At 28.8% G+C, this 21,681-nt stretch carries 22 protein-coding genes; 14 read left to right on the top strand and 8 right to left on the bottom strand.

Annotated features, from left to right (window positions below; genetic code table 11):
- Positions 1-20: 20 nt before the first annotated feature.
- The 7 genes from AQ1685_RS09345 to AQ1685_RS09315 all read left to right on the top strand — a co-directional run bounded on the left by AQ1685_RS09345 (position 21) and on the right by AQ1685_RS09315 (position 5,268).
- On the top strand, positions 21-662 hold the full coding sequence (locus tag AQ1685_RS09345; protein ID WP_173862351.1) for a response regulator: 642 nt from the start codon (positions 21-23) through the stop codon (positions 660-662).
- Positions 663-765: 103 nt separating this feature from the next.
- Positions 766-2,562: a sensor histidine kinase gene (locus tag AQ1685_RS09340; protein WP_157730168.1), complete on the top strand. Its 1,797-nt coding sequence runs from the start codon at positions 766-768 to the stop codon at positions 2,560-2,562.
- Positions 2,555-3,295 carry a LytR/AlgR family response regulator transcription factor gene (locus tag AQ1685_RS09335; RefSeq protein ID WP_095071550.1) on the top strand — a complete coding sequence of 247 codons (741 nt, stop codon included), beginning with the start codon at positions 2,555-2,557 and terminating at the stop codon, positions 3,293-3,295. The genes AQ1685_RS09340 and AQ1685_RS09335 overlap by 8 nt, the downstream gene beginning before the upstream one ends.
- Before the next feature lie 123 nt (positions 3,296-3,418).
- Positions 3,419-4,222, top strand: a complete 804-nt coding sequence (locus AQ1685_RS09330; protein WP_095071548.1) for a hypothetical protein — start codon at positions 3,419-3,421, stop codon at positions 4,220-4,222.
- 159 nt (positions 4,223-4,381) lie between these two features.
- Entirely contained in the window at positions 4,382-4,561 is a 180-nt protein-coding gene (locus AQ1685_RS09325) for a hypothetical protein (protein ID WP_095071546.1), read from the top strand.
- A gap of 21 nt (positions 4,562-4,582) precedes the next feature.
- Positions 4,583-4,780: a hypothetical protein gene (locus tag AQ1685_RS09320; RefSeq protein ID WP_095071544.1), complete on the top strand. Its 198-nt coding sequence runs from the start codon at positions 4,583-4,585 to the stop codon at positions 4,778-4,780.
- A 272-nt stretch (positions 4,781-5,052) separates the two neighbouring features.
- Entirely contained in the window at positions 5,053-5,268 is a 216-nt protein-coding gene (locus AQ1685_RS09315; RefSeq protein WP_095071542.1) for a hypothetical protein, read from the top strand.
- Between the two features lie 40 nt (positions 5,269-5,308).
- Here AQ1685_RS09315 and AQ1685_RS09310 read toward each other — a convergent pair whose 3' ends face one another.
- Positions 5,309-5,677, bottom strand: a complete 369-nt coding sequence (locus AQ1685_RS09310) for a cupin domain-containing protein (RefSeq protein WP_095071540.1) — start codon at positions 5,675-5,677, stop codon at positions 5,309-5,311.
- A gap of 172 nt (positions 5,678-5,849) precedes the next feature.
- Between AQ1685_RS09310 and yidC the strand changes: the two genes are divergently transcribed.
- Entirely contained in the window at positions 5,850-7,748 is a 1,899-nt protein-coding gene (gene yidC / locus AQ1685_RS09305) for a membrane protein insertase YidC (protein ID WP_095071538.1), read from the top strand.
- Positions 7,749-7,820: 72 nt separating this feature from the next.
- Here the strand turns inward: yidC and trhO are convergent, their stop codons facing one another.
- Entirely contained in the window at positions 7,821-8,861 is a 1,041-nt protein-coding gene (gene trhO, locus AQ1685_RS09300; protein ID WP_095071536.1) for an oxygen-dependent tRNA uridine(34) hydroxylase TrhO, read from the bottom strand.
- Between the two features lie 194 nt (positions 8,862-9,055).
- Here trhO and AQ1685_RS09295 point away from each other — a divergent pair, with 194 nt between their 5' ends.
- Together AQ1685_RS09295 and AQ1685_RS09290 are read left to right on the top strand one after the other, a co-directional pair.
- The gene (locus AQ1685_RS09295) at positions 9,056-10,063 is read left to right on the top strand and encodes an aspartate-semialdehyde dehydrogenase (protein ID WP_095071534.1); all 1,008 of its coding nucleotides are present in this window, start codon (positions 9,056-9,058) and stop codon (positions 10,061-10,063) included.
- Positions 10,064-10,128: 65 nt separating this feature from the next.
- The gene (locus tag AQ1685_RS09290; RefSeq protein ID WP_095071532.1) at positions 10,129-10,788 is read left to right on the top strand and encodes an HD domain-containing protein; all 660 of its coding nucleotides are present in this window, start codon (positions 10,129-10,131) and stop codon (positions 10,786-10,788) included.
- Positions 10,789-10,860: 72 nt separating this feature from the next.
- On the opposite strand, the gene rpmA is transcribed toward AQ1685_RS09290, so the two are convergent.
- Together rpmA and rplU are read right to left on the bottom strand one after the other, a co-directional pair.
- Entirely contained in the window at positions 10,861-11,121 is a 261-nt protein-coding gene (gene rpmA, locus AQ1685_RS09285) for a 50S ribosomal protein L27 (RefSeq protein WP_095071530.1), read from the bottom strand.
- Between the two features lie 34 nt (positions 11,122-11,155).
- Positions 11,156-11,812 carry a 50S ribosomal protein L21 gene (rplU, locus tag AQ1685_RS09280; RefSeq protein WP_095071528.1) on the bottom strand — a complete coding sequence of 219 codons (657 nt, stop codon included), beginning with the start codon at positions 11,810-11,812 and terminating at the stop codon, positions 11,156-11,158.
- A gap of 245 nt (positions 11,813-12,057) precedes the next feature.
- Between rplU and AQ1685_RS09275 the strand changes: the two genes are divergently transcribed.
- Both AQ1685_RS09275 and AQ1685_RS09270 read left to right on the top strand, forming a co-directional pair.
- Positions 12,058-13,371: a M16 family metallopeptidase gene (locus AQ1685_RS09275; RefSeq protein ID WP_095071526.1), complete on the top strand. Its 1,314-nt coding sequence runs from the start codon at positions 12,058-12,060 to the stop codon at positions 13,369-13,371.
- 30 nt (positions 13,372-13,401) lie between these two features.
- Positions 13,402-15,459: an insulinase family protein gene (locus tag AQ1685_RS09270; RefSeq protein ID WP_095071524.1), complete on the top strand. Its 2,058-nt coding sequence runs from the start codon at positions 13,402-13,404 to the stop codon at positions 15,457-15,459.
- 68 nt (positions 15,460-15,527) lie between these two features.
- Here AQ1685_RS09270 and AQ1685_RS09265 read toward each other — a convergent pair whose 3' ends face one another.
- On the bottom strand, positions 15,528-15,788 hold the full coding sequence (locus AQ1685_RS09265) for a hypothetical protein (RefSeq protein ID WP_095071522.1): 261 nt from the start codon (positions 15,786-15,788) through the stop codon (positions 15,528-15,530).
- A 30-nt stretch (positions 15,789-15,818) separates the two neighbouring features.
- On the bottom strand, positions 15,819-16,691 hold the full coding sequence (locus AQ1685_RS09260) for a DMT family transporter (RefSeq protein ID WP_095071520.1): 873 nt from the start codon (positions 16,689-16,691) through the stop codon (positions 15,819-15,821).
- A 91-nt stretch (positions 16,692-16,782) separates the two neighbouring features.
- Between AQ1685_RS09260 and AQ1685_RS09255 the strand changes: the two genes are divergently transcribed.
- Together AQ1685_RS09255 and AQ1685_RS09250 are read left to right on the top strand one after the other, a co-directional pair.
- On the top strand, positions 16,783-17,133 hold the full coding sequence (locus AQ1685_RS09255) for a cation transporter (RefSeq protein WP_095071518.1): 351 nt from the start codon (positions 16,783-16,785) through the stop codon (positions 17,131-17,133).
- Between the two features lie 199 nt (positions 17,134-17,332).
- Positions 17,333-19,768 (top strand): TonB-dependent receptor domain-containing protein, encoded by a 2,436-nt coding sequence (locus tag AQ1685_RS09250; RefSeq protein ID WP_095071516.1) that lies wholly within the window; start codon positions 17,333-17,335, stop codon positions 19,766-19,768.
- Between the two features lie 73 nt (positions 19,769-19,841).
- Here the strand turns inward: AQ1685_RS09250 and AQ1685_RS09245 are convergent, their stop codons facing one another.
- Positions 19,842-20,258 carry a hypothetical protein gene (locus tag AQ1685_RS09245; RefSeq protein ID WP_095071514.1) on the bottom strand — a complete coding sequence of 139 codons (417 nt, stop codon included), beginning with the start codon at positions 20,256-20,258 and terminating at the stop codon, positions 19,842-19,844.
- 199 nt (positions 20,259-20,457) lie between these two features.
- Complete coding sequence (locus tag AQ1685_RS09240; protein WP_095071512.1) at positions 20,458-21,588, bottom strand: serine hydrolase domain-containing protein; 1,131 nt, start codon at positions 21,586-21,588, stop codon at positions 20,458-20,460.
- Between the last annotated feature and the right edge of the window lie 93 nt (positions 21,589-21,681).

Genomic DNA, 21,681 nt, shown 5'->3' with positions numbered 1-21,681 from the left:
GTAAAACAAATTGAAAAAATATGACTACAATCGTTATTGCAGAAGATCATCAAATGTTGATTGATGGAGTTAAATCTTTTTTTGAATATGATGAAGAAATCAAAATAATTGGTAGTGTAAACAATGGTGAAGAGCTTATTAAATTAGTAGAGTTAAAACAACCCAAATTAGTTATTACTGACATTAGAATGCCTAAAATGGATGGTATTGCTGCTACCAAGATTATAAAATCTAAATTCAAACATATTAAAGTTTTAGCCTTAACCATGTTTGATCAACCAGATGCAATAAAACAAATGTTAGATGCTGGTGCTTCTGGATATTTATTGAAAAATTCTGGAATAAAAATGCTTTCTAAAGCTATAAAAGTGATAGCTGAGGGTAACACTTTTTTTGATCCTAACGTAGCTTTTAACTTTATGAATGACTACATTGATAAAAACGTAACTATAGGAAAATCAGATCAGATTGTTTTATCTAATAGAGAAAAAGAAATTTTACAACATATTGCCAATGGAAAAACATCAAAACAAATTGCTGAAGATCTTTTTATCGCTAAAACTACAGTGGATACACATAGAAAAAATATGATTAGAAAATTAAATTTAAATAGTGGAAATGAACTTGTAAAGTATGCTATTGATAAGAAATATCAATTTTAACAACTCCTCTACTCCTATTTTACTATACCCAATAAATTTTTAATTTCATAACTTAGTCAGATCAATCAAGTATCTTACTATGTTTAAAAGGTTGTGTTTTTTCTTGACACTAACATGCTTTGTTTATGCCTGTACTTCTAAAAAAAATGAAACAGAAGTGCTTACCGAAATTAAAGTTCTACATAAAAAAGCATTTAAAAACAGAGACTCTACATTAATAAAACTAAATAAAGTTAGAAACTTTATAAAACATTATTCCTTTGTTAGTGATTCTATTGAAGCTAAAAACAACTATATGTTAGCTAATTATTATCGCTTTAAAAAACTAAATGATTCTGCTACTATATATTTTCATAAAGCTAAAGACTTTGTAAAAGATAGTATTAGCAATAAACTCGAATTAAAATACTTTTTTAACTGTTGGAAATTTCATAATCAACAAGGAAATTATGGTGACTGTTTCACCGTTATTAATGATTATAAGGACTTAGTAAAAACTGAAGATTCTTACTACCAGTATATGCTTGAAAACACCTATAAAGCCAAAGGTGATATAAAGAAAGCTTTAACTCATAATAAACTTCAAATAAAAGCGAAATTACAAGAAGGTAAAAATGTAAATGATATTAGTGAGAACTTAATTATTCAAGCTCAGTATGAGTTAAAACTAAAGAATAAACAAAGAGCATTTTTCTTGCTGGATAGTATTTCTAAATATGAACACAAACTCAATACCAGCACAAAACATAATTTATTTAGAGAGCTTGGTATTCATAAGTTTTACAAGAAAGAATATGCTAACTCCTTAAGGTATTACTTAAAAGCTTTATATTTTTTAACTAAGGGAAAGAAGAATGTAAATTCAAAAAATGAAATTGCAGGACTACATAAAAATATTTCCGAAAGCTATATTCATTTAAAAGCATTTCAAAAAGCACAACTTCACCTTGATTCTGCAAAAGCTTTAGTTGGAGGTAACGTAAAGTCTACAACAAAACGTAGTATTTTACAAACACAACTCCATCTTTCTTTTTTAACGGATAAAAAAATAGATCTGATAAACAACAGTTTCGATAGCTTATATAATTATCAAGAAAACGAATACACTAAAAAGTTTCAAAATGAACTTGTAGAGTTAAAAAAGGCTTCAGAGAGAGAAAAGAAAATAATTGCTGAAAAAAACGACTTAGAAATTAAAAGTTTAAAACGTTTATTCGGATTAATAGTTTTAGTAGTGATTTTTATAACTATAGGATACCTTTTTTACAAACAACGTAAATATAACTTTGAAAAGCAAAATCTACAAATGCAGCAACGTTTATTACGCTTACAAATGAATCCTCATTTTACATTTAATACGTTGTATGCCATCCAAAATAAAATAGAAGATACTCCTAAGTTGGCCATTAAATATCTTTTAAAATTTTCACGCTTATTACGATTAATTCTAGAAAACTCAACACAAAACTATATTCAACTAAATGAAGAGATTGATGCCTTGCAAAAGTTTATAGAACTTCAACAACTTCGTTTTCCTGATACTTTTCAATTTCAACTGAATTTAAAGAATCTTAATCAAGATGATTTAATTTTTATACCTCCAATGTTAATTCAACCTTTTATAGAAAATAGTATTGAACATGGTTTATCTGGAATAAATTACCCTGGTCAAATTACGTTAAGTTTAACCCAACAAAACGTAACTTTACTTTGCGTAATTGAAGATAACGGAATTGGATTATCAAGCGATAATAAATCTTCAAAAGCATCTTCTACCAAACTAATTGACACTTACCTAAAAAAGGTCACAAACAAAGGAATTAACCTCAAAAATAAATCTAACGGAACTGGTGTTATAGTAACATTTGAAATACCATATAAACTCTCAGATAATGATTAAAGCAATTATAATTGATGATGAAGCACACGTAAGAGTCGACATTAAAAAAAAGATAGAACAAAACTTTAACCATAAAATTGATATTACTGGAGAAGCATCTGATGTAGACTCTGCTATTTTAATTATAGAAAAAGAGCAACCTGATTTACTTTTTCTTGATATAAATTTAGGGCAACAAACTGCTTTTGATATTTTAAATCAGTTAACTTTTAAGAAGTTTGAAATCATTTTTATTACTGGTTTTGATAAACATGCAATTAAAGCTATAAAAGTTGGAGCTTTAGATTACATTTTAAAACCTATTGATGATGATGAATTTATAGCTGCTGTTGAGCTCGCTATTGAACAAAATACCCAAACAACTACACTAGAAAAATCTATTGAGGTAACTAATGAATACTTTAATGATAATAATACGAATAAACGTATTGTATTAAAAACTGCAGATACTGTTTTTGCTATTCATGAGGATGATATTTTATATTGTAAATCCGAAGGGAATTATACTACTTTTTACACTTCAATCACAGATAAAATTATAATTACTAAATCTGCCAAAAAGGTAGAAGAATTATTATCTGAACAAAAGTTTGTTCGCTGTCATCAGTCGTATTTAGTCAATAAAAAACATGTGATAAAATACAGTAAGAAAGGTTTTTTAGTTCTAAATAATGAGATAAAAATTCCGGTTTCATCTAGAAGAAAAGAATATACGCTTGAAAAAATATTCTAATCAGATTTTAAAAATTCAATAATAAATTTGAAAATTCATATAACTAATTTGAAATTCCTATTTTATTTTAAAATCATAAAATATAATTTGTAAGATCAATCAAAATATAAAATCAAGTTGAAAATGAAAATCACAAATTTACTTTTTATTTGCGCCTTACTTCTCTCTATTGCTTGTGAAGATAATACCAATGATTTAGAAATGGTAGAGGATACAAATAGTACAAACAACTTAAAAAACCGAACACAAACAGTAATAAATACCAGAGAATCTATTGATCAATTTCAAAAAAAATTACAATGGGTTTCTTATATCTCTGCTCGAGTGATTATGAATAAATCATCAAATAGAGTAGAACTTTTTAATTATTTAAATGGAAGAGAAACAGTAACGCTTAATGAATTAATCGGAGAAAATTCAAATCTCAATTTTAAGAATGAGTTTTTAAATGTTTTAAGAAGTTTTATAAATGAAACACCACCTGGAAGAGATCCAATACATGGTACACAATCTCCACCTGAACCGTTAGTAACATGTGAAGACGATTTGGGTGATTGCCTATCTCCTATCCATAATATCGTACAAATAGCTGAACAGTTTTTTTTAAGATCAGTTCTACAACAAAATTGTATCGAATTATATTTTCCAGAAGGTTTACATCCATTAGTCAATCCAAATTTACCTTACTCTGTCACTTCTACTGCGCATCCGCTTAATTATGATAGTTTTAATCACGGATATCATCATTCTTCTGTAACTTCTGATCAAAGTGATCGCAATGGAGTTACTAAAGTTAATACCGTAAATACTCTATATTTAAATACAATGACCGACAATGTTATAGTCGCAAGACCGTATGTAAATCAAACAAATTGTACTTATCCTGAATATTTACTGATAAATTTAGCAGCATTTTTACAACAATAATCACAAAATATTTATTTGTCTTTTTAAGAGAGTTCTTTTTCAAGAACTCTCTTTTTTATGAAAACGATTTTGAAAAAAAGTAATACACTTCTGAAATCATTATTGATTTTACTATCTAAAAGTTGAAATTTTACTTCAAATAAATATAAATCAACATTTATGAAAAAATCAATTTTAAATTTAGGTAAAACCTTAAATAAACAAGAACAGCAAACTATTAATGGAGGTAGTATAGCTCAAGATGCATGTATAAACGGAGGAGGAAAATGGGTGTGTGTTGGTGCTGGAAATTGTGGATGCGTAGTTGGTATAAAACCAACTGGTCCTCACGAAAAATAATAATCAATTAAAATATACAATATGAAAAATTCAATTTTAAACTTAGGAAAAGCGTTAAATAAAAAAGAACAACAACTAATAAGTGGTGGATCTGGTAGAGCTACTTGCCCTCAGTATTCTGCTCAACAATGTAATTCTTGCGGTGGTTTTTCTCTTTTTAACGGATGTTGTTTAGGAACTGCAGAAACTCACTGTTGCTTAACAGGTGCTTGTGAGTAACAAAGTATCATGAAAAGAAAATTTTATTTAAGGTATATTTCGTTCGAAGTATACCTTCTTTATTAATTATAAAGTTTTTAATTAACTCCCTTTATTTCAACACATAAACACACGAACTGTTGAAATATTTTAAATAAAAATTAACTGTTCGTTACTTAATAATTCAATTTTAAAAGTTTAGATTTAAGAGTTCTTATCGCGAAGAAATAGACATAAAACTGTGAATGTCTTTAAACCATCACAGAATATTAATTTCAAATACATCTTAAATCATGAAAAAAATATTCGAAATTGGAAAAAAATTAAGCAAACAAAAACAATTAGAAATTCTTGGAGGATTTGACTCTGTACCAATTGCTACTACGTGCGATTTTCGCTCACTTAGAGCGTGTCAAAATTCATGTACAGCACCATTTACAGAATGCGGACCTTGTTTAGATAACAACCCTATTCGAGGAACTTATGAATGTAGATATATTGGTTTCTAAACAAAAAATAATAAGATGGTGATTTTAATCACCATCTTATTTATTCTTCTTCTCTATGAACTAAGTCAATAGAAAATGCTGGTAAACAAACTGCTAAATATTCACATTCTTCATTAAAAGGATTTGAATATTGAACGCTAACATTCTTTTCTATTTTAATAGATTGTCCTGCTTCTAATATTATAGTTTCTCCATCAATAATAAATTGCTTCTTTCCTTTTATAATATATGTAAACTCATCAAATTCTGGAGTTTGAAAAGGTTCTGCCCAGCCTGAAGGAGCAACCATGTGTGCAATACTAACTTTCGAGTTTCCATCTGTAGCATTACCAAAATGTTCTTCAATTAATTTTCCATCAGTAGTTGGAACTACAAAAGGAGATTTTTGAATAGTATACTTTTTTGTCATTTCAATAATTTAGTTTAAACAAAGTTAAAAAACGGAACATAGTTTGCGCTATATATGTAGTATAAATTAATTATAACTAAACAACTGAAATAAGATGTAGTTTTGCTACATTTGTCGCGTTTTATTACTCAGTTTTTTGAGTAAATGACAAGTTGACATTTAACGTATATCGATGGAAGAAAAAAAATTTGATTTCAACTCATTCATAGGAATGTTATTATTAGGTGGAATTTTACTATGGTATTTAAATTCTAATAAGCCTGAAGTTGATGCTGAAAAACCAAACACTACACCAACAGAACAAGTTACTACTACAACAAATACTGTTTTAGATACAACAAAAACTAAAAACATTGTAGTAAATGATTCATTACAACAAATTGCTTTAAAAAATCAGTTAGGAGCTTTTGCTCACAGTGCAATTAATGGAAAAGATGGTGAAACTGTAATTGAAAATGATGTAATTCAGTTAACTATTAGTAACAAAGGTGGACAAATTACAAAAGCATTAGTAAAGAACTTTAAAACTTACGACTCTTTACCATTACATATTATAAATAATAAAAATGCAAATTTTAATATCAATTTTGGTACTACAGACAATCGTACTTTAAATACTCAGGATTTATTATTCGAGCCAAAAGAAACTAAAAATGGCGACAATACTGTACTTTCAATGAAACTTAAGGTTTCTGATAGTCAGTTTTTAGAGTATCGCTACGAAATTAAATCAAAAAATGACTACAGAATTGATTTTGCTGTTCGTTCACAAGGGTTAAGTAACGTTATTAATAGTTCTCAGAATATTAACTTAGACTGGAAATTAAAATCTTTACGTAAAGAAAAAAGTATGCGTACAGAAAATATGTATACATACTATTATTTTAAAGAAGATGGTGATGTAGATTATTTACAAATGAAAGATGATGAAGTTGTAAATGATGTAGAATGGGTTGCCTACAAACAACACTTCTTCTCTACTGCTTTGTTAACAGATACTCCTTTTAATGATGCAAAATTAAAGTCTGTTGATTATTTAGGTGAAGATCAAGATAGTATTTATACAAAAACATTTAGCTTAAATACTCCATTAGCTTTAAAAAATGGTGAATTAAATTATAATATGGAATGGTATTACGGACCAACAGATTATAATTTGTTAAGTACATACAAAGGAACAGATTTAAGTGAAATTTCTGATTTAGGTTGGGGTATTTTCGGATTTTTAAATAGAACTATTTTTTATCCTGTTTTTAATGTTTTAAAAGGATTCATTGGAAACTTTGGTTTAATCATTATTTTAATGACTATTGTTGTTAGAATTATCTTATCACCTGTATTATACAAATCGTATTTATCTAGTGCTAAAATGAAAGTGATTCGTCCTGAAATGGAAGAAATCAATAAAAAGTATCCTGGTACAGAAAACGCAATGAAACGTCAGCAAGAAATTATGGCTGTACAACGTAAAGCTGGAGTAAGTATGATGTCTGGTTGTATTCCTGCATTATTGCAAATGCCTGTATTCTTTGCCTTGTTTAAATTTTTCCCTACAAACATAGATTTCCGTCAAAAAGCCTTTTTATGGGCTGAAGATTTATCTTCTTTTGATACTATTTTTAGCTGGGACACAAATATTCCTTTAATTTCTGCTACATATGGTAATCATATTAGTTTATTTCCAATTTTAGCTTCTGTTGCAATTTTCTTTTATATGAAAATGAACCAAAGTCAACAATCTGCAATGCAGGCTCCGCCACAAGAAGGAATGCCAGATATGAGTAAGATGATGAAATATATGATCTACTTCTCTCCTATTATGATGTTATTTTTCTTTAACAATTATGCTAGTGGATTAAGTTTATATTATTTCGTTTCTAACTTGTTAACGATTACAATTATGTTCGTTATTAAGAATTACGTAATCGATGAAAAGAAAATTCATGCTCAAATTGAAGAAAACAAGAAAAAGCCTGTTAAGAAAAGTAAATTCAGAGAGCGTTTAGATGCTGCAATGAAACAAGCTCAAGAACAACAAGAAGCACAACGCAGAGCTCAAAAGAAAAAATAATACAGTTAGTTTATTTATATAGAAAAAGCCACATCAATGATGTGGCTTTTTTTATAGAATAAATAGTTTATGTTAACTATTACTTTTTTGAAATTTAAGCTTTTCAGATCTTCCCTTTTTGAAAATCTTATTACTAGCATGTTTCCCTTTACGTAAAGCTTTTTGCTCTTCAAATGGTAAATGAATAATCTCTTGACATTCTGGAGAACAGGTATTTTCCATTTTCTCAGCACATTCATCACATTGAATAAATAATAAATGACAACCTTCATTTGCACAATTTGTATGCGTATCACAAGGTTTTCCACATTGATGACAATTAGAAATTACATCATCAGATATACGTTCTGCTCTTCTATGATCAAAAACAAAATTCTTTCCTAAAAACTTATTCTCTAAACCTTCCGACTTTACTTGTCTTGTATATTCAATAATCCCCCCTTCTAGTTGAAAAACATTTTTAAATCCTTTGTGTTTGTAATATGCCGAAGCTTTTTCGCAACGAATTCCACCTGTACAATACATTAAAAGATTTTTATCTTCTTTATGTTCTTTTAAATCCTCCTCAATAATATCTAAAGAATCTCTAAAAGTATCTACATCTGGTGTAACAGCACCTTTAAAATGTCCTATTTCACTTTCATAATGATTACGCATATCTACGCAAACAGTATTTGGATCTTCTAACATTTTATTAAACTCTTCAGCAGATAAATGTACTCCCTTATTAGTTACATCAAACGTATCATCATTTAAACCATCTGCTACAATCTTCTTTCTAACTTTTACTTTAAGTTTTAAGAAAGATTTATTGTCTTGCTCAACAGCAACATTTAATCTAATATCCTTTAAAAAAGAAATACTATCTAATTGTTCTTTTAATGCTAGAAAGTTCTCAGCTGGCACAGAAATTTGAGCATTAATTCCTTCATATGAAACATAGGTTCTACCTAGAACATCTAAAGCGTTCCATTCAATAAACAATTTATCTCTAAAAATCTGTGGGTTTTCTATCTTGAAATACTGATAGAAAGAAATAGTAAGACGGTCTTTGCCCGCTTCATCAATTAATTTAGCGCGTTCTTCTGCGCTTAACTTGTTGTACAGTTGCATGCTATACCTTTTTAAGTTAAACAATATTTTAGGCTGCAAATGTACAGAATTTTAGTTTTTATTTCCAATAGATCATTTTGTTTAAATTTCAACAAAATGTGAATTTTATATACTTTTACTATGGTTTTAAAACTTTTTTTACTGAAATTTGTAGTAAGAAATTAAAAATCAAAGTATAAAAAATATATTTCATCATGAGAGTAGCTGTAGTTGGTGCAACAGGAATGGTAGGTAATGTAATGTTACAAATTTTAGAAGAAAGAAACTTTAATATTAGCGAGTTATATTTAGTTGCTTCAGAACGTTCTGTAGGTAAAGAAATGACCTTCAAAGGAAATACATATAATGTAATCGGATTACAAGATGCAGTGAACTTAAAACCAGACATCGCTTTATTTTCTGCTGGCGGAAGTACTTCTTTAGAATGGGCTCCTAAATTCGCTGAAGTAGGTACAACAGTAATTGATAATTCTTCTGCTTGGAGAATGGATCCTACAAAAAAACTAGTAGTACCAGAAATTAACGCAAGCGAACTAACTGAAAGTGATAAAATTATTGCTAACCCAAACTGTTCTACTATTCAAATGGTAATGGCTTTAGCTCCTTTACATGCTAAGTATGATATGAAAAGATTAGTAATTTCTACATATCAATCTATTACAGGAACTGGTGTAAAAGCTGTACAACAATTAGAAAACGAAGTTAATGGTGTTGAAGGAGAAAATGCTTATCCTCACCCTATCCATAAAAATGCATTACCACATTGTGATGTTTTTGAAGAAGCTGGTTATACTAAAGAAGAATTAAAGTTAACTAGAGAAACGCATAAAATATTAAACGATGCTAGTATAGGAATTACAGCTACAGCAGTAAGAATACCTGTAGTTGGAGGACATTCTGAGTCTGTGAATATTGAATTTGAAAATGATTTTGAATTAAATGAAGTTAGACAAATTTTAGCTGAAACTCCGGGAGTAATTGTTCAAGATGATATTGAAAATAATGATTATCCTATGCCTTTAAATGCTCATGGCAAAGACGAAGTATTTGTTGGTAGAATTCGTAGAGATTTATCACAAGCAAATACATTAAACTTATGGATAGTTTCAGATAATCTAAGAAAAGGTGCAGCAACAAATGCTGTTCAAATTGCTGAGTATTTGGTAGAAAAAAATTTAATTAAAAGTGCTTTAACAGTATAACTTTTATTAGTTATAAATTTTATTAAAATCCTACTATCACTAGTAGGATTTTTTATTTTTGAACTATGAATAGAACTACAGAAGTTATTAATAACACCATAAATCATGTAAAATCAGTATTACAAGATGCTGAAGGCGGACATGATTTTTTTCATATTGAACGTGTGTATAAAAATGCTATGAAAATAGCTAAACAAGAGCAACAAGGAGATAACTTAATTATAGCTTTAGGTGCTTTACTGCATGATATAGCAGATAGTAAATTTCATAATGGAGATGAAACAATCGGACCTAAAAAAGCTAAAGCATTTTTAGAAACACAAGAAATTGAAGAAAATACCATAATACACGTCATAAAAATTATTGAAAATATCTCTTTTAAAGGTGGAAACTTTACACAAGAGTTTAAGTCAATAGAATTAGATATTGTACAAGATGCAGACCGTTTAGATGCAATTGGAGCTATAGGAATTGCAAGATGTTTTAATTATGGTGGATTTAAAAATAGAGTTTTATATGATCCTAAAATTAAACCTAACTTAAATATGTCTAAAGAAGAATATAAGAAGTCTACTGCCCCAACAATTAATCATTTCTATGAAAAACTATTATTATTAAAAAATAAAATGAATACATCGGCTGGTAAAAAGATGGCAGAGCAAAGACATTCTTATATGGAAAACTTCTTACAACAATTTTATAATGAATGGAATGCTGAAATTTAAATGCAAGTATTATAAAAATAAAAAACGCTCAATCAATGATTGAGCGTTTTTTATATCGAAAATATAAGTTTCTTAAGCTTCAAATGGAAGTATAGAAACATAAGATCTATTATCTCTCTTCTTTTGGAATTGTACAACACCATCAACTTTAGCATGTAAAGTATGATCTTTCCCCATGTAAACATTTTCACCTGGGTAATGTTGAGTTCCTCTTTGACGAACAATAATGTTACCTGCAATAGCAGCTTGTCCTCCAAAAATCTTTACTCCTAATCGTTTCGATTCCGATTCACGACCGTTCTTCGAACTACCGACACCTTTCTTGTGAGCCATTTCTTATTGAGTTTTATAGGTTAAACTTACGGATTTATTTTTCAACGCCTCCGTCTAACTTGTCTTGCCATTCTTTTAATTCATCCCATTTGCCTTCAGCAGCTAATTCAGCTTGCTTTGGCCAAGTATCAGTAACATGGTTACCTCTAACATTTGCGATGATTTCTGAAATCTTTGTTGGTTCAATTTTAGCTAATTCAGCAAAAGTTGAAATTCCTGCTGAAACTAATGTCTCAGCAATTTTAGGACCAATTCCTTCTATTTTCTTTAAATCATCTCCTTTTTTTGAAGTTGATTTTTTTGGAGCAGCTTTTTTAGCTTCAGTTTTAGCAACTTCTACTTTAGGCTCTACTTTTGCTTTTGGAGCAGCTTTTACGCCTGAAGCAGCAATACTTTCGATTTGAATTTCACTTAAGTATTGACGGTGACCATTTTTCTTTTTGTAACCTTTTCTTCTTTTCTTCTTGAAAACGATTACTTTGTCTCCTTTTAAGTGTCCTAAAATCTTTGCAGTTACACCTGCACCTTCTATAGCTGGGGCGCCAATAGTTACACTACCATTGTCATCAATTAACATTACCTTGTCAAAAGTCACTTTAGATCCTTCTGCCTCTGGTAAACGGTGAACGTAAACTTTTTGGTCTTTTGCTACTTTAAACTGTTGCCCTGCTATCTCTACGATTGCGTACATACGAATTTGTTTTGCGTTTATTTTTAATTACTTATCACATTTCCACGCGAAATGCGGCTGCAAATATACACTTTTTATTCTGTATAACAAGTCCTTAAAACAATAAAAATACAGCTAAAATTCCTATTTATCAATAGTCCGTATCTTTACAAAACTAAAATTAAATTAAATTATTAAAAAAACAGTGTAACAAATAGATTGATGTTGCGTCAAACTCCCAAATCACTGAAAAACAAATTTAACTAATGAAAAAAATAATAGTAACTCTAGCTACTGTAGCTGCTGTAATTTCAGCTAAAGCACAGAAAGTAGAATTCGAAGAGTATGATTTAAGTAATGGTATGCACGTAATATTGCATCAAGATAAATCTGCTCCTGTTGTTGTAACTTCAGTTATGTATCATGTTGGTGCTAAAGATGAACAACCAGACAGAACTGGAATGGCTCACTTTTTTGAACACCTTTTGTTTGAAGGAACAAAAAATATAAAAAAAGGAGATTGGTTTAAAATAGTTTCTTCAAATGGAGGTAGAAACAATGCCAATACTACTGATGACAGAACTTATTACTACGAAATTTTTCCATCTAACAATTTAGAATTGGGTCTTTGGATGGAATCTGAGCGTTTATTACACCCTATTATCAAACAAGATGGTGTTGATACTCAAAATGAAGTAGTAAAGGAAGAAAAAAGACTACGTGTTGATAATCAACCATATTCTAGAATATTAGAAAATGTAAAAAAACACATGTTTAAAAAGCATCCTTACAAAGGAACTACAATTGGTAAAATGAAACATTTAGATGCTGCTACTTTAGATGAGTTTTTAGCTTTCAATAAAAAGTTTTATGTTCCTAACAATGCTACTTTAGTTGTTGCTGGAGATATTAAAATTAAAGAAGCTAAGAAATTAATTAAAGAATACTTTGGTAGAATTCCAAGAGGTAAAGATGTTGTAAAAGATTTTCCTAAAGAAGAGCCAATTACTCAACAAATTAATGCTAAAGCCTACGATCCTAACATTCAAATTCCTGCTATGATCGCTGCATATAGAACTCCTTCTATGAAAACAAGAGATTCTAGAGTTTTAGATATGATTTCTTCATATTTAAGTACAGGAAAAAGTTCTGTTTTATACAAGAAATTAGTAGATAAAAAGAAAATGGCATTAGCTGTTCAAGCGGTTAATTTAAGTCAAGAAGATTATGGAACTTATGCTTTATTCGGAATTCCTTTAGGAAAAGTTGAATTAAATAATTTGTTAAAAGAAATTGATGAAGAAATCGTAAAGATTCAAAACGAGTTAATTTCTGAAAAAGATTTCCAAAAATTACAAAATCAATTCGAAAATAGATTTGTAAGTTCTAACTCTAGTGTTGAAGGTATTGCTAGCTCACTAGCAACTTACAATATGTTATATGGAGATACTAACTTAATTAATACTGAAATCGATATTTTCAGATCTATTACTAGAGAAGATATTAGAAATGTAGCTAAGAAATATTTAAATCCTAATCAGAGATTAGTGATGGAATATTTACCAGAGCAAAAGAAATAATTTCAATATCAAAAAGAACGAAACAAAATCATGAAAACAAAAATATTATCATTCGTAGCTATTATAGCAATGACTTTTGCTACTAATGCACAAAGAGATTTAAATTCACAACCAAAACCAGGGCCTGCTCCTAAAGTTAAGTTAGGAAAGCCAGAAAAGTTTAAACTTTCTAATGGTTTACAAGTAATAATGGTTGAAAACCACAAATTACCAAGAGTTTCTGCTAGTTTATCTATAGATAACAAACCTTATTTTGAAGGTAATAAAGCTGGTGTATCTGGACTTTTAGGTGGTTTATTAGGAAATGGAACAACGTCTATCTCTAAAGATGACTTTAATGAAAAAGTAGATTATTTAGGAGCTAACCTTGGTTTTTCTAGTAGTGGAGCTTTTGCTTCTTCATTAAAAAAGTATTTTCCTGAAATTTTAGGCTTAATGGCTGACGGAGTAAAAAACCCTCTTTTTTCTAAAGATGAATTTGATAAAGAAGTTGAAAGAACTCTTGAAAATCTTAAGAATAACGAGAAAAATGTTACTGCAATTGCAAGACGTGTTGAAAGTTATTTAACTTATGGAAAAGATCATCCTTTTGGTGAATATACTACTCCAGAATCAATTAAAAACATTACTCTAGAAGATGTAAAAAATAATTACAATACATATTACAGACCTAATAATGCTTATTTAGTAGTTGTAGGAGATATTAATCCTAGAGAAACTAAAAAATTAATTAAGAAGTTGTTTAGCGATTGGAAAAAAGGAACTATTCCTGCTTATACTATGCCAAAAGCAACAAATCCTAATAAAACAGAAATCAACTTTATTAATATGCCAAATGCGGTCCAATCTGAAATTGCAGTGGTAAATAATGTTGATTTAACTTTAGGTGATAAAGATTACTACGCAGGTTTATTAGCTAATAATATTCTTGGTGGTGGCGGAACAGCACGTTTATTTATGAATTTACGTGAAGATAAAGGATATACTTACGGTTCTTACTCTCGCTTAAGTCAAAGTAGATATGCTGGTACATTTAGAGCTACAGCTAGTGTTCGTAACACAGTAACGGATAGTGCTGTAGTTGAGTTACAAAAAGAAATTAAGAAAATTCGTTTTGAAAAAGTTTCAGTAGAAGAACTAAAAAATGCAAAAGCTAAATATGTTGGCGATTTTGTAATGGATGTACAGAAGCCAAGAACAGTAGCTAATTTTGCTTTAAATATTGCTCGTTATAACTTACCTGACGATTTTTATGAAAATTATTTAGAGAATATTAATTCTGTAACTTTAGAAGATCTTCAAAATGCAGCTCAGAAGTATTTTAAGGGAGATAAAGCTAGAATTTTTATTACTGGTAAAGGAATCGATGTGTTAACAAACCTTGAAAAAACGATTGATTACGAAATCAAATATTTTGATAAGAAAGGTAACCCTACTTCTAAGCCAGAAATGGGTAAAAAAATTCCTACTGGAGTTACTAAGGAAACAGTATTAAATAAATATTTTGATGCAATTGGCGGAAAGGACAAAGTTAAAGGTCTTAATACTACTTTATTAGAATATGAAGCTGATTTAGGAGGAAGAAAAATAGCTACTACTGAAAAAAGAAATGCTACTTATTTTGGAACTAAAACAACTATGAATGGTACACCAGTAGCTAATGTAGTAGTTAGTAAAGAAGCTCTTAGAATGAATGGACAAACTTTACCGGTTCCTGGTATGAGTGAAGAAATGAGCGTTGTTTTAGGTGCTTTGCCTGAAATAGGATTACTAAACAATTCTGAAGTAGAGTTAACTGGAATAGAAAATGTAGACGGAAAAGAAGCTTATGTATTATCTAAAAAGGGAAAAATAGTTTCTTTTACATTCTATTTTGATACTAAAACAGGTTTAAAGATTAAAGAATTACAAAATGTAGCTTTTGGCGGAAGAAACCAAAAACAAGAAGCTACTTTTAGTGATTATAAGGATTTTAATGGAGTGAAGTTTGCTACTAAAAAAATAGGATCATTTGGACCTCAAAAAGCTACTTTTATGTTAAAGAATGCTAAAGTAAATAAAGGTGTTTCTGACGCTGATTTCAAATAACCATAAATAATTATTTAAACCATAGTTATTCTAAAGCTAAAAAAGAGGATTTTAAAAATCCTCTTTTTTTATAATGAAGAGAACTCTTTTTTTCCAAATTTCTTTTGTTCCCAAGGTATTCTACCAGCACAAATATTTGCTGCATATATAATATCAGCTTCTTCGCAACCAGCTGGACACCTGTAGAAACCACTATCTAAAATATTATTAGCTAAAGTCATCATTAGACCGCAGTTTACAGCAAATAAGCTTTGCTCGTTACCTCCTAAAATTTTTTTCTGTTCTTGCTTACCAATTGTAAACTTCTTTAGGTTTTCTATTTTTTTCATTTTTTAAAATTTTTATACATTAAATTAAACTTATTTCTTTCTATTTACCAAATACACTCCAAATAAAATGATAATACCTGCTAATAGTTGAATTAAACTCAACTTTTCTCCGTCTATAATTCCCCATAAAACTGCTACAATAGGAATTAAATACGTTACGGAAGTAGAAAATACTGGTGAAGAAATATGTATTAATTTATTAAACATAACCTTAGCAATTCCCGTTCCTACTATTGCTAAAATTCCAATATAAAACAAACCTTGATTTACATCTTCAGTAAATTCTAATGTAGTAAAGAAACCTGTAAAAAATAAAACAATCAAAGCAGGAATAACAATTAAAATAAAGTTTCCTGTAGTTATTGCCAATGGCTCTAATTCTTGTAAATATTTTTTAATAATATTTACATTACATGCATATCCTATCGAAGATAAAATCGGTAATAAAGCAAACCAATAGTTCTGATTCGGATTTAAATCTGCTCCTTTTAAAATGAGAATACATGTTCCTAACAGTCCAATTAAAATACCTAACAAATGATTAGTTTTAAAAGTTATTCCAAAAAACAAAGAACCAATCAATAAAGTATTAAATGGTGTTAATGAATTTAAAATTGAAGCTATGGAACTATCAATACCTGAAATAGCATACGCATACATGAAAGAAGGAAAAAAAGTAGCTAAAAGAGCACTTAAAAAAACATACTTCCACTGTTCTCTCTTTATTTTTTTTAGACTCTTATAACCTATTATAAGTAAAAAAATAGTGGCTATAATGATACGTAAAGCACCAATTTGAATTGGAGATAATCCAATTAATGCCTTTTTCATTAAAATAAAAGAGCTTCCCCACACCAAAGCAAGAAAGATTAGATAAAACCATTTTGTCTGAAACTTATTCATCATTATTGTTTTGTTGTACAAAAATCGCTTATTTAAAGTATTTCATAATCTTTTTTAATAAATTTGTACGATAATTTAATAGATGTTTAATATGAAAATTTCAAATATAGTATTTGCTTTATTTCTTGTAAGCTTTATAACTATTAGTTGTAAATCAGAAGTAAAAAAAGAAGAAACTAAAGAAGTACAAACGATAGCTGTAGCTAACTCACAAACTTTAGCTTTAAATGTATCTGGAATGTCATGCGAGATTGGTTGTGCTAAAACTATCGAATCTAAATTAGCAAAAAAAGCAGGTGTTTTAGAAGCTAAAGTAGTTTTTAATGATAGCATCGCCACAATTAAGTATGATGGTGATAAATTACAGAAAGCTGATTTAATTTCTTTTGTTGAAAGTATTGGAGATGGAGAAACATATAAAGCTTCTGAATCTTCAAAATAAAAAATACATCAGTTTGAAAAAGTGTTGAATCATATTTATGTAGAAAACACAATTATTTTCTGTCAGAAAACTGAGTCAAGAGGTCTAAAAGTTTGTTTAACTTTTAGACCTCTTTTCTTTAACAGAGTTTTAACAAAGAGTATTTAAACCATTATAGAACTTCGTTGTCTAAATAGAATTATCTATTAACCGATATTAAATGAAAAAAATTACAATATTCTTTTTCCTGATAGGAATATCAGTGTATGCTCAAAAACCACAAAAAATTACAATTAGTGGTAAAATTATTGAAGCAAGTTCAAATCAACCATTAGAATATGCCACCTTAATATTAACTAGTTTAAAGACAAAAAAAGTTACTGGTGGAGTTACAGACATAAATGGTAAATTTTCAATAGACGTACCTAAAGGTCCATACAATATGAAAGTGGAGTTTATTGGTTTCAAAACCAAACAACTTCCTCAAAAAACGCTATCAGAAAATACGAATTTAGGTACTATTGCACTAAAAGAAGATACTGAAACCTTAGATGAAGTAGAAATCATTGCGGAAAAATCTACAGTTGAAATTCGTTTGGATAAAAAAATCTACAATGTAGGTAAAGATATGACCATTAAAGGTGGAAATGCCTCTGATGTTCTAGACAATGTTCCTTCTGTTAATGTTGATGCTGAAGGTGCAGTAAGCTTACGTGGAAATGAAAATGTTAGAATTTTAATTGATGGTAAACCTTCTGCTCTAGTTGGTTTAAATGGAACAGATGCCTTAAGAAACTTACCCGCAGATGCTATTGAAAAAGTCGAAGTAATTACTTCTCCTTCTGCACGATATGATGCTGAAGGAACTGCTGGTATTTTGAATATTATTCTTAGAAAAGGAAAAGTAACCGGATTCAATGGATCTTTAAATTTATCTGCTGGAAATCCTGACTTATTTCAACTCTCTGGAAACTTAAATTATAGAACTAAAAAGTTTAATATTTTCACAAACCTAGGATATTCATTTAGAAATGGTCCAGGAAATTCTTTTAGTGATTTTACCAATCTTGAAAATGGTATTATTACAGACTTTAGAACAGAAGATAGAACGTTTCAAAGAAAAAATAATAATTACAATGGTTCTTTAGGTTTAGAGTATTATCTAAATGATAACAGCTCTATAACCGGTACTTTTTTCTACAGAGATAATAACGGAGATGATACTGCTACTAACATTACAAACTTTTTAGACGCTAATAGAATAAGTTTAAACGAAATTACTAGGATAGAAAATGAAAGTGAAGATGGTGTGAACAAACAATTTTCATTGAACTATGCAAATAACTTAGATGATGATGGGCAAAAATTAACCATAGATTTTCAGATAAGTGACAATAACGAAAATGAATTTTCTGATATTACTGACAACAATACTTTATCGGAATTAAATAGTCAATTTACTAAATCTACAAACACGTTATTTCAAGTTGACTATGTTTTACCTATAGGAGAAAAACATCAATTAGAATTAGGACATAAATCTGAATTTCAAGATTTGAACTCTGACTTTAGGGTTAGAGATGCTAATGGAAATCCACTTACACCTGATCCGTCAAATAATATAGATTTCAAACAAAATATTTATGCACATTACGCTCAATTCGGAAGTAAGTATGATAAATTTTCTTATTTACTGGGACTGAGAGTAGAAACTACTGAAATTGACTTGTTATTAATTAATACAGGTGAAGAATCGGATAAAAATTTCACTCAAGTTTTTCCAACAGTAAATTTAGGGTATGAATTAAATGATACAGATAATATTACTTTAGGATATAGCAGACGTTTACGTAGACCTCGTTTTTGGTTTTTGAATCCTTTTGAAACTCGAAGTTCTGCAACAGCTGTATTTAAAGGAAATCCAGATTTAACACCTACATTTACAAATTCTTATGATTTAGGTTACATTACAAGATTAGGAAAACTGACGTTGAACTCTTCAGTTTATTATCAACGTTCAACTGATTTAATTCGTCCTGTATCTATTATAGAAGAGCGAATAGTAAATGGTCAACCTACTAATGTATTTGTCCGCCAACCTTTAAACCTTAATAGCGAAGATCGATATGGTTTTGAATTAACTACAAATTATAATCCTCTAAAATGGATGCGTTTGTCTACAACTTTTAATTATTTCAAGTTTATGACAGACGAATTTTCTTTTACATCAACAGCAACAGATGGAACAGAAATTACAACTCTTTTACCCGAGGTGAATAACGATAGCTGGTTTGTTCGTTTTAATTCTCGAATTACTTTACCAGCTAAAATTCAATGGCAAACCAGAGTTCGTTACAGAGGACCACAAGAAAATGCTCAAGGAAAAAGAGATGGAATTTTCGTTACCAATTTAGCATTTAGTAAAGATCTATTTAAAGAGAAAGCCACCTTAGTACTGAATGTAAATGATTTATTTAATGGTAGAATTCGTAGGAGCCAAACATTTAATCCAAGTCAAGAAAACCCTTCAACAATTGCTGATCAAGAGTTTCAATGGAGAGAACGTCAAATTACATTAAGCTTTACCTACAGATTCAATCAAAAGAAAAAAAGAGAACGCCCACAAAGAGAATATGATGGTGGTGAAGCATTTTAAAAATTATAAAATATATTAAAATAAAAAACAGCATACTCAGGTTACAGTATGCTGTTTTTCGTTGTTTTAATTACTAGTCGTTGTATTCGAAAGTCAACGATCTAAAGGTATAATTACCGCTTGTGTCTTTAGCAGTAAATTCGGCAGTATAGACTCCAACTTTAGTAGTTTGAAATCCTTCTGTTAATCTTAAAATATTTTTATTATTACTATTACTTTTCACAAGCTTTTCTACTATAACATTATCATCTTCATCCTTAATTTTTAAACTTAAAGATTCAATCTCCACAATATCTGCTGCTTCAGCTTGTAAATTTACCCTGTAGGGTACTGCACTATTTCCAATATCAGTTGAATAATTAAACAAAAAAGTAGGACTTTGAATAAATAATTTAGGAGAAGTATTGTCGATAATTTCTTCATTGTTATCTGTACAAGAAATAAAAAGAAATATAGTACAAATAGAAATGTACTGAACAAGATTTTTCATTGCAATTAGTGTTTATTATTTTTATTTAAGTTGACAAAAAATAAGCATCAAATTACATTCCAAAATATAGTATCAAAAGTTAAATTTTAAATTTTCTATATTTTTCATCATATTTTTTCAAACTCAAAAAGACAATAACTTAGTATTTTACATCACTTTTAAGATATAGTTTTTTTATTCTTTTAAAATCTAGACTTATCTAATATGCTTTGATTAAATCAGATTCAATTCTTTCATATAAAGTAGCCCAATCAATAAAAGCTTTTTCTGAAGTATTATTCATAATTAAAATTAATCCGTATTTTGTGTCTGGACAAATTAAAATTACACTCTGAACTCCATTAGAAGTTCCTGTTTTCTTATAATAGAAACCTTCTCTTTCTCCATAATCTACATCCCATAAATAAGCTATTTTATCTCCTTCTCTATCGGTATATAATTCTTTAACAGATTCTTTAACTAGAGGATTTTTACTTTCTAACTGAAATTTCATGAACTTGGTTAAATCTGGAAGAGTTGTAACCATTCCTCCGCCTCCACCTAACAAAATATTTCTAGCTTTGGGCGCTAAATTTCCATGTTCATCATATCCATCAATTAAATCTACTTTTTTATCTCTAGTTCCTTCTAAATATGAATTTTTCATATCTAAATCTTCTAAAAAAGCATTTAATATGTTATTATAAGTATCTTGATAAATCTGTTCTAATATATATGCTAAAATTTCTGAACCCACAGAATTATAAGTGTAAAACGTTCCAGGTTTTTTGTCTAGTTCAACACTTTTCAATTCTTCTAGAAACTCATCTGTAGAATATTCTATTGGTTTTGATTCATAATATCCATTTGAAATATCAGTCCATATTTTATTAAACTTCGGTGGTCTTCTCTCTTTAAAACCTAAAGTATGGGTTAATAAATTTCTAATCGTTATAGGTGTACCTTTAAATTCTAAATTAGAATAGTTTCCTTTAAGATATAAGCGAATGTCGTCTTCTGACTTAATTTTACCTTCTAATACCGCTTTAGCTATTAAAGAACCAGTAAAAACTTTTGTAATAGAAGCTATTTCAAAATAAGTATTATCATTAGGTTTACCTCCATTTTTATTTATATTACCATAATAATTATGGTATATTTCACCATTCTTATATACTGAAAGAGCTAAAGCATTTATATTACCTTCTGCTAGTGTTTCTTTCGCATAAATATCTATAGCATTTTTTAATTCACTAAAATTCTTGTTTATTTTTACTTCTTTTTTCTTTTCTTTTTGCTGGCAGCTTATTAGAAAAGTAAAGACGAGAATAATTGTACTTATTTTTTTCATTTTATAGTTATTTATTTGATTTACAATATAAGTATATTAAATATTTAGTTATGAGATTAAAATCATTTTTATAACCATAAAAAAACAGCTTTA

The organism is Tenacibaculum jejuense, assembly GCF_900198195.1.
GTDB lineage: Bacteria > Bacteroidota > Bacteroidia > Flavobacteriales > Flavobacteriaceae > Polaribacter > Polaribacter jejuensis.
The sequence above is the reverse complement of the archived record's forward strand: the minus strand, read 5'-3'. Positions and strand labels throughout refer to the sequence as shown.

Coding starts and splice junctions, on each gene's coding strand:
- AQ1685_RS09345 (WP_173862351.1), top strand. CDS start 21: ATGACTACAATCGTTATTGCAGAAGATCATCAAATGTTGATTGATGGA.
- AQ1685_RS09335 (WP_095071550.1), top strand. CDS start 2,555: ATGATTAAAGCAATTATAATTGATGATGAAGCACACGTAAGAGTCGAC.
- AQ1685_RS09330 (WP_095071548.1), top strand. CDS start 3,419: ATGAAAATCACAAATTTACTTTTTATTTGCGCCTTACTTCTCTCTATT.
- AQ1685_RS09325 (WP_095071546.1), top strand. CDS start 4,382: ATGAAAAAATCAATTTTAAATTTAGGTAAAACCTTAAATAAACAAGAA.
- AQ1685_RS09320 (WP_095071544.1), top strand. CDS start 4,583: ATGAAAAATTCAATTTTAAACTTAGGAAAAGCGTTAAATAAAAAAGAA.
- AQ1685_RS09315 (WP_095071542.1), top strand. CDS start 5,053: ATGAAAAAAATATTCGAAATTGGAAAAAAATTAAGCAAACAAAAACAA.
- AQ1685_RS09310 (WP_095071540.1), bottom strand. CDS start 5,677: ATGACAAAAAAGTATACTATTCAAAAATCTCCTTTTGTAGTTCCAACT.
- yidC (WP_095071538.1), top strand. CDS start 5,850: ATGGAAGAAAAAAAATTTGATTTCAACTCATTCATAGGAATGTTATTA.
- trhO (WP_095071536.1), bottom strand. CDS start 8,861: ATGCAACTGTACAACAAGTTAAGCGCAGAAGAACGCGCTAAATTAATT.
- AQ1685_RS09295 (WP_095071534.1), top strand. CDS start 9,056: ATGAGAGTAGCTGTAGTTGGTGCAACAGGAATGGTAGGTAATGTAATG.
- AQ1685_RS09290 (WP_095071532.1), top strand. CDS start 10,129: ATGAATAGAACTACAGAAGTTATTAATAACACCATAAATCATGTAAAA.
- rpmA (WP_095071530.1), bottom strand. CDS start 11,121: ATGGCTCACAAGAAAGGTGTCGGTAGTTCGAAGAACGGTCGTGAATCG.
- rplU (WP_095071528.1), bottom strand. CDS start 11,812: ATGTACGCAATCGTAGAGATAGCAGGGCAACAGTTTAAAGTAGCAAAA.
- AQ1685_RS09275 (WP_095071526.1), top strand. CDS start 12,058: ATGAAAAAAATAATAGTAACTCTAGCTACTGTAGCTGCTGTAATTTCA.
- AQ1685_RS09270 (WP_095071524.1), top strand. CDS start 13,402: ATGAAAACAAAAATATTATCATTCGTAGCTATTATAGCAATGACTTTT.
- AQ1685_RS09265 (WP_095071522.1), bottom strand. CDS start 15,788: ATGAAAAAAATAGAAAACCTAAAGAAGTTTACAATTGGTAAGCAAGAA.
- AQ1685_RS09260 (WP_095071520.1), bottom strand. CDS start 16,691: ATGAATAAGTTTCAGACAAAATGGTTTTATCTAATCTTTCTTGCTTTG.
- AQ1685_RS09255 (WP_095071518.1), top strand. CDS start 16,783: ATGAAAATTTCAAATATAGTATTTGCTTTATTTCTTGTAAGCTTTATA.
- AQ1685_RS09250 (WP_095071516.1), top strand. CDS start 17,333: ATGAAAAAAATTACAATATTCTTTTTCCTGATAGGAATATCAGTGTAT.
- AQ1685_RS09245 (WP_095071514.1), bottom strand. CDS start 20,258: ATGAAAAATCTTGTTCAGTACATTTCTATTTGTACTATATTTCTTTTT.
- AQ1685_RS09240 (WP_095071512.1), bottom strand. CDS start 21,588: ATGAAAAAAATAAGTACAATTATTCTCGTCTTTACTTTTCTAATAAGC.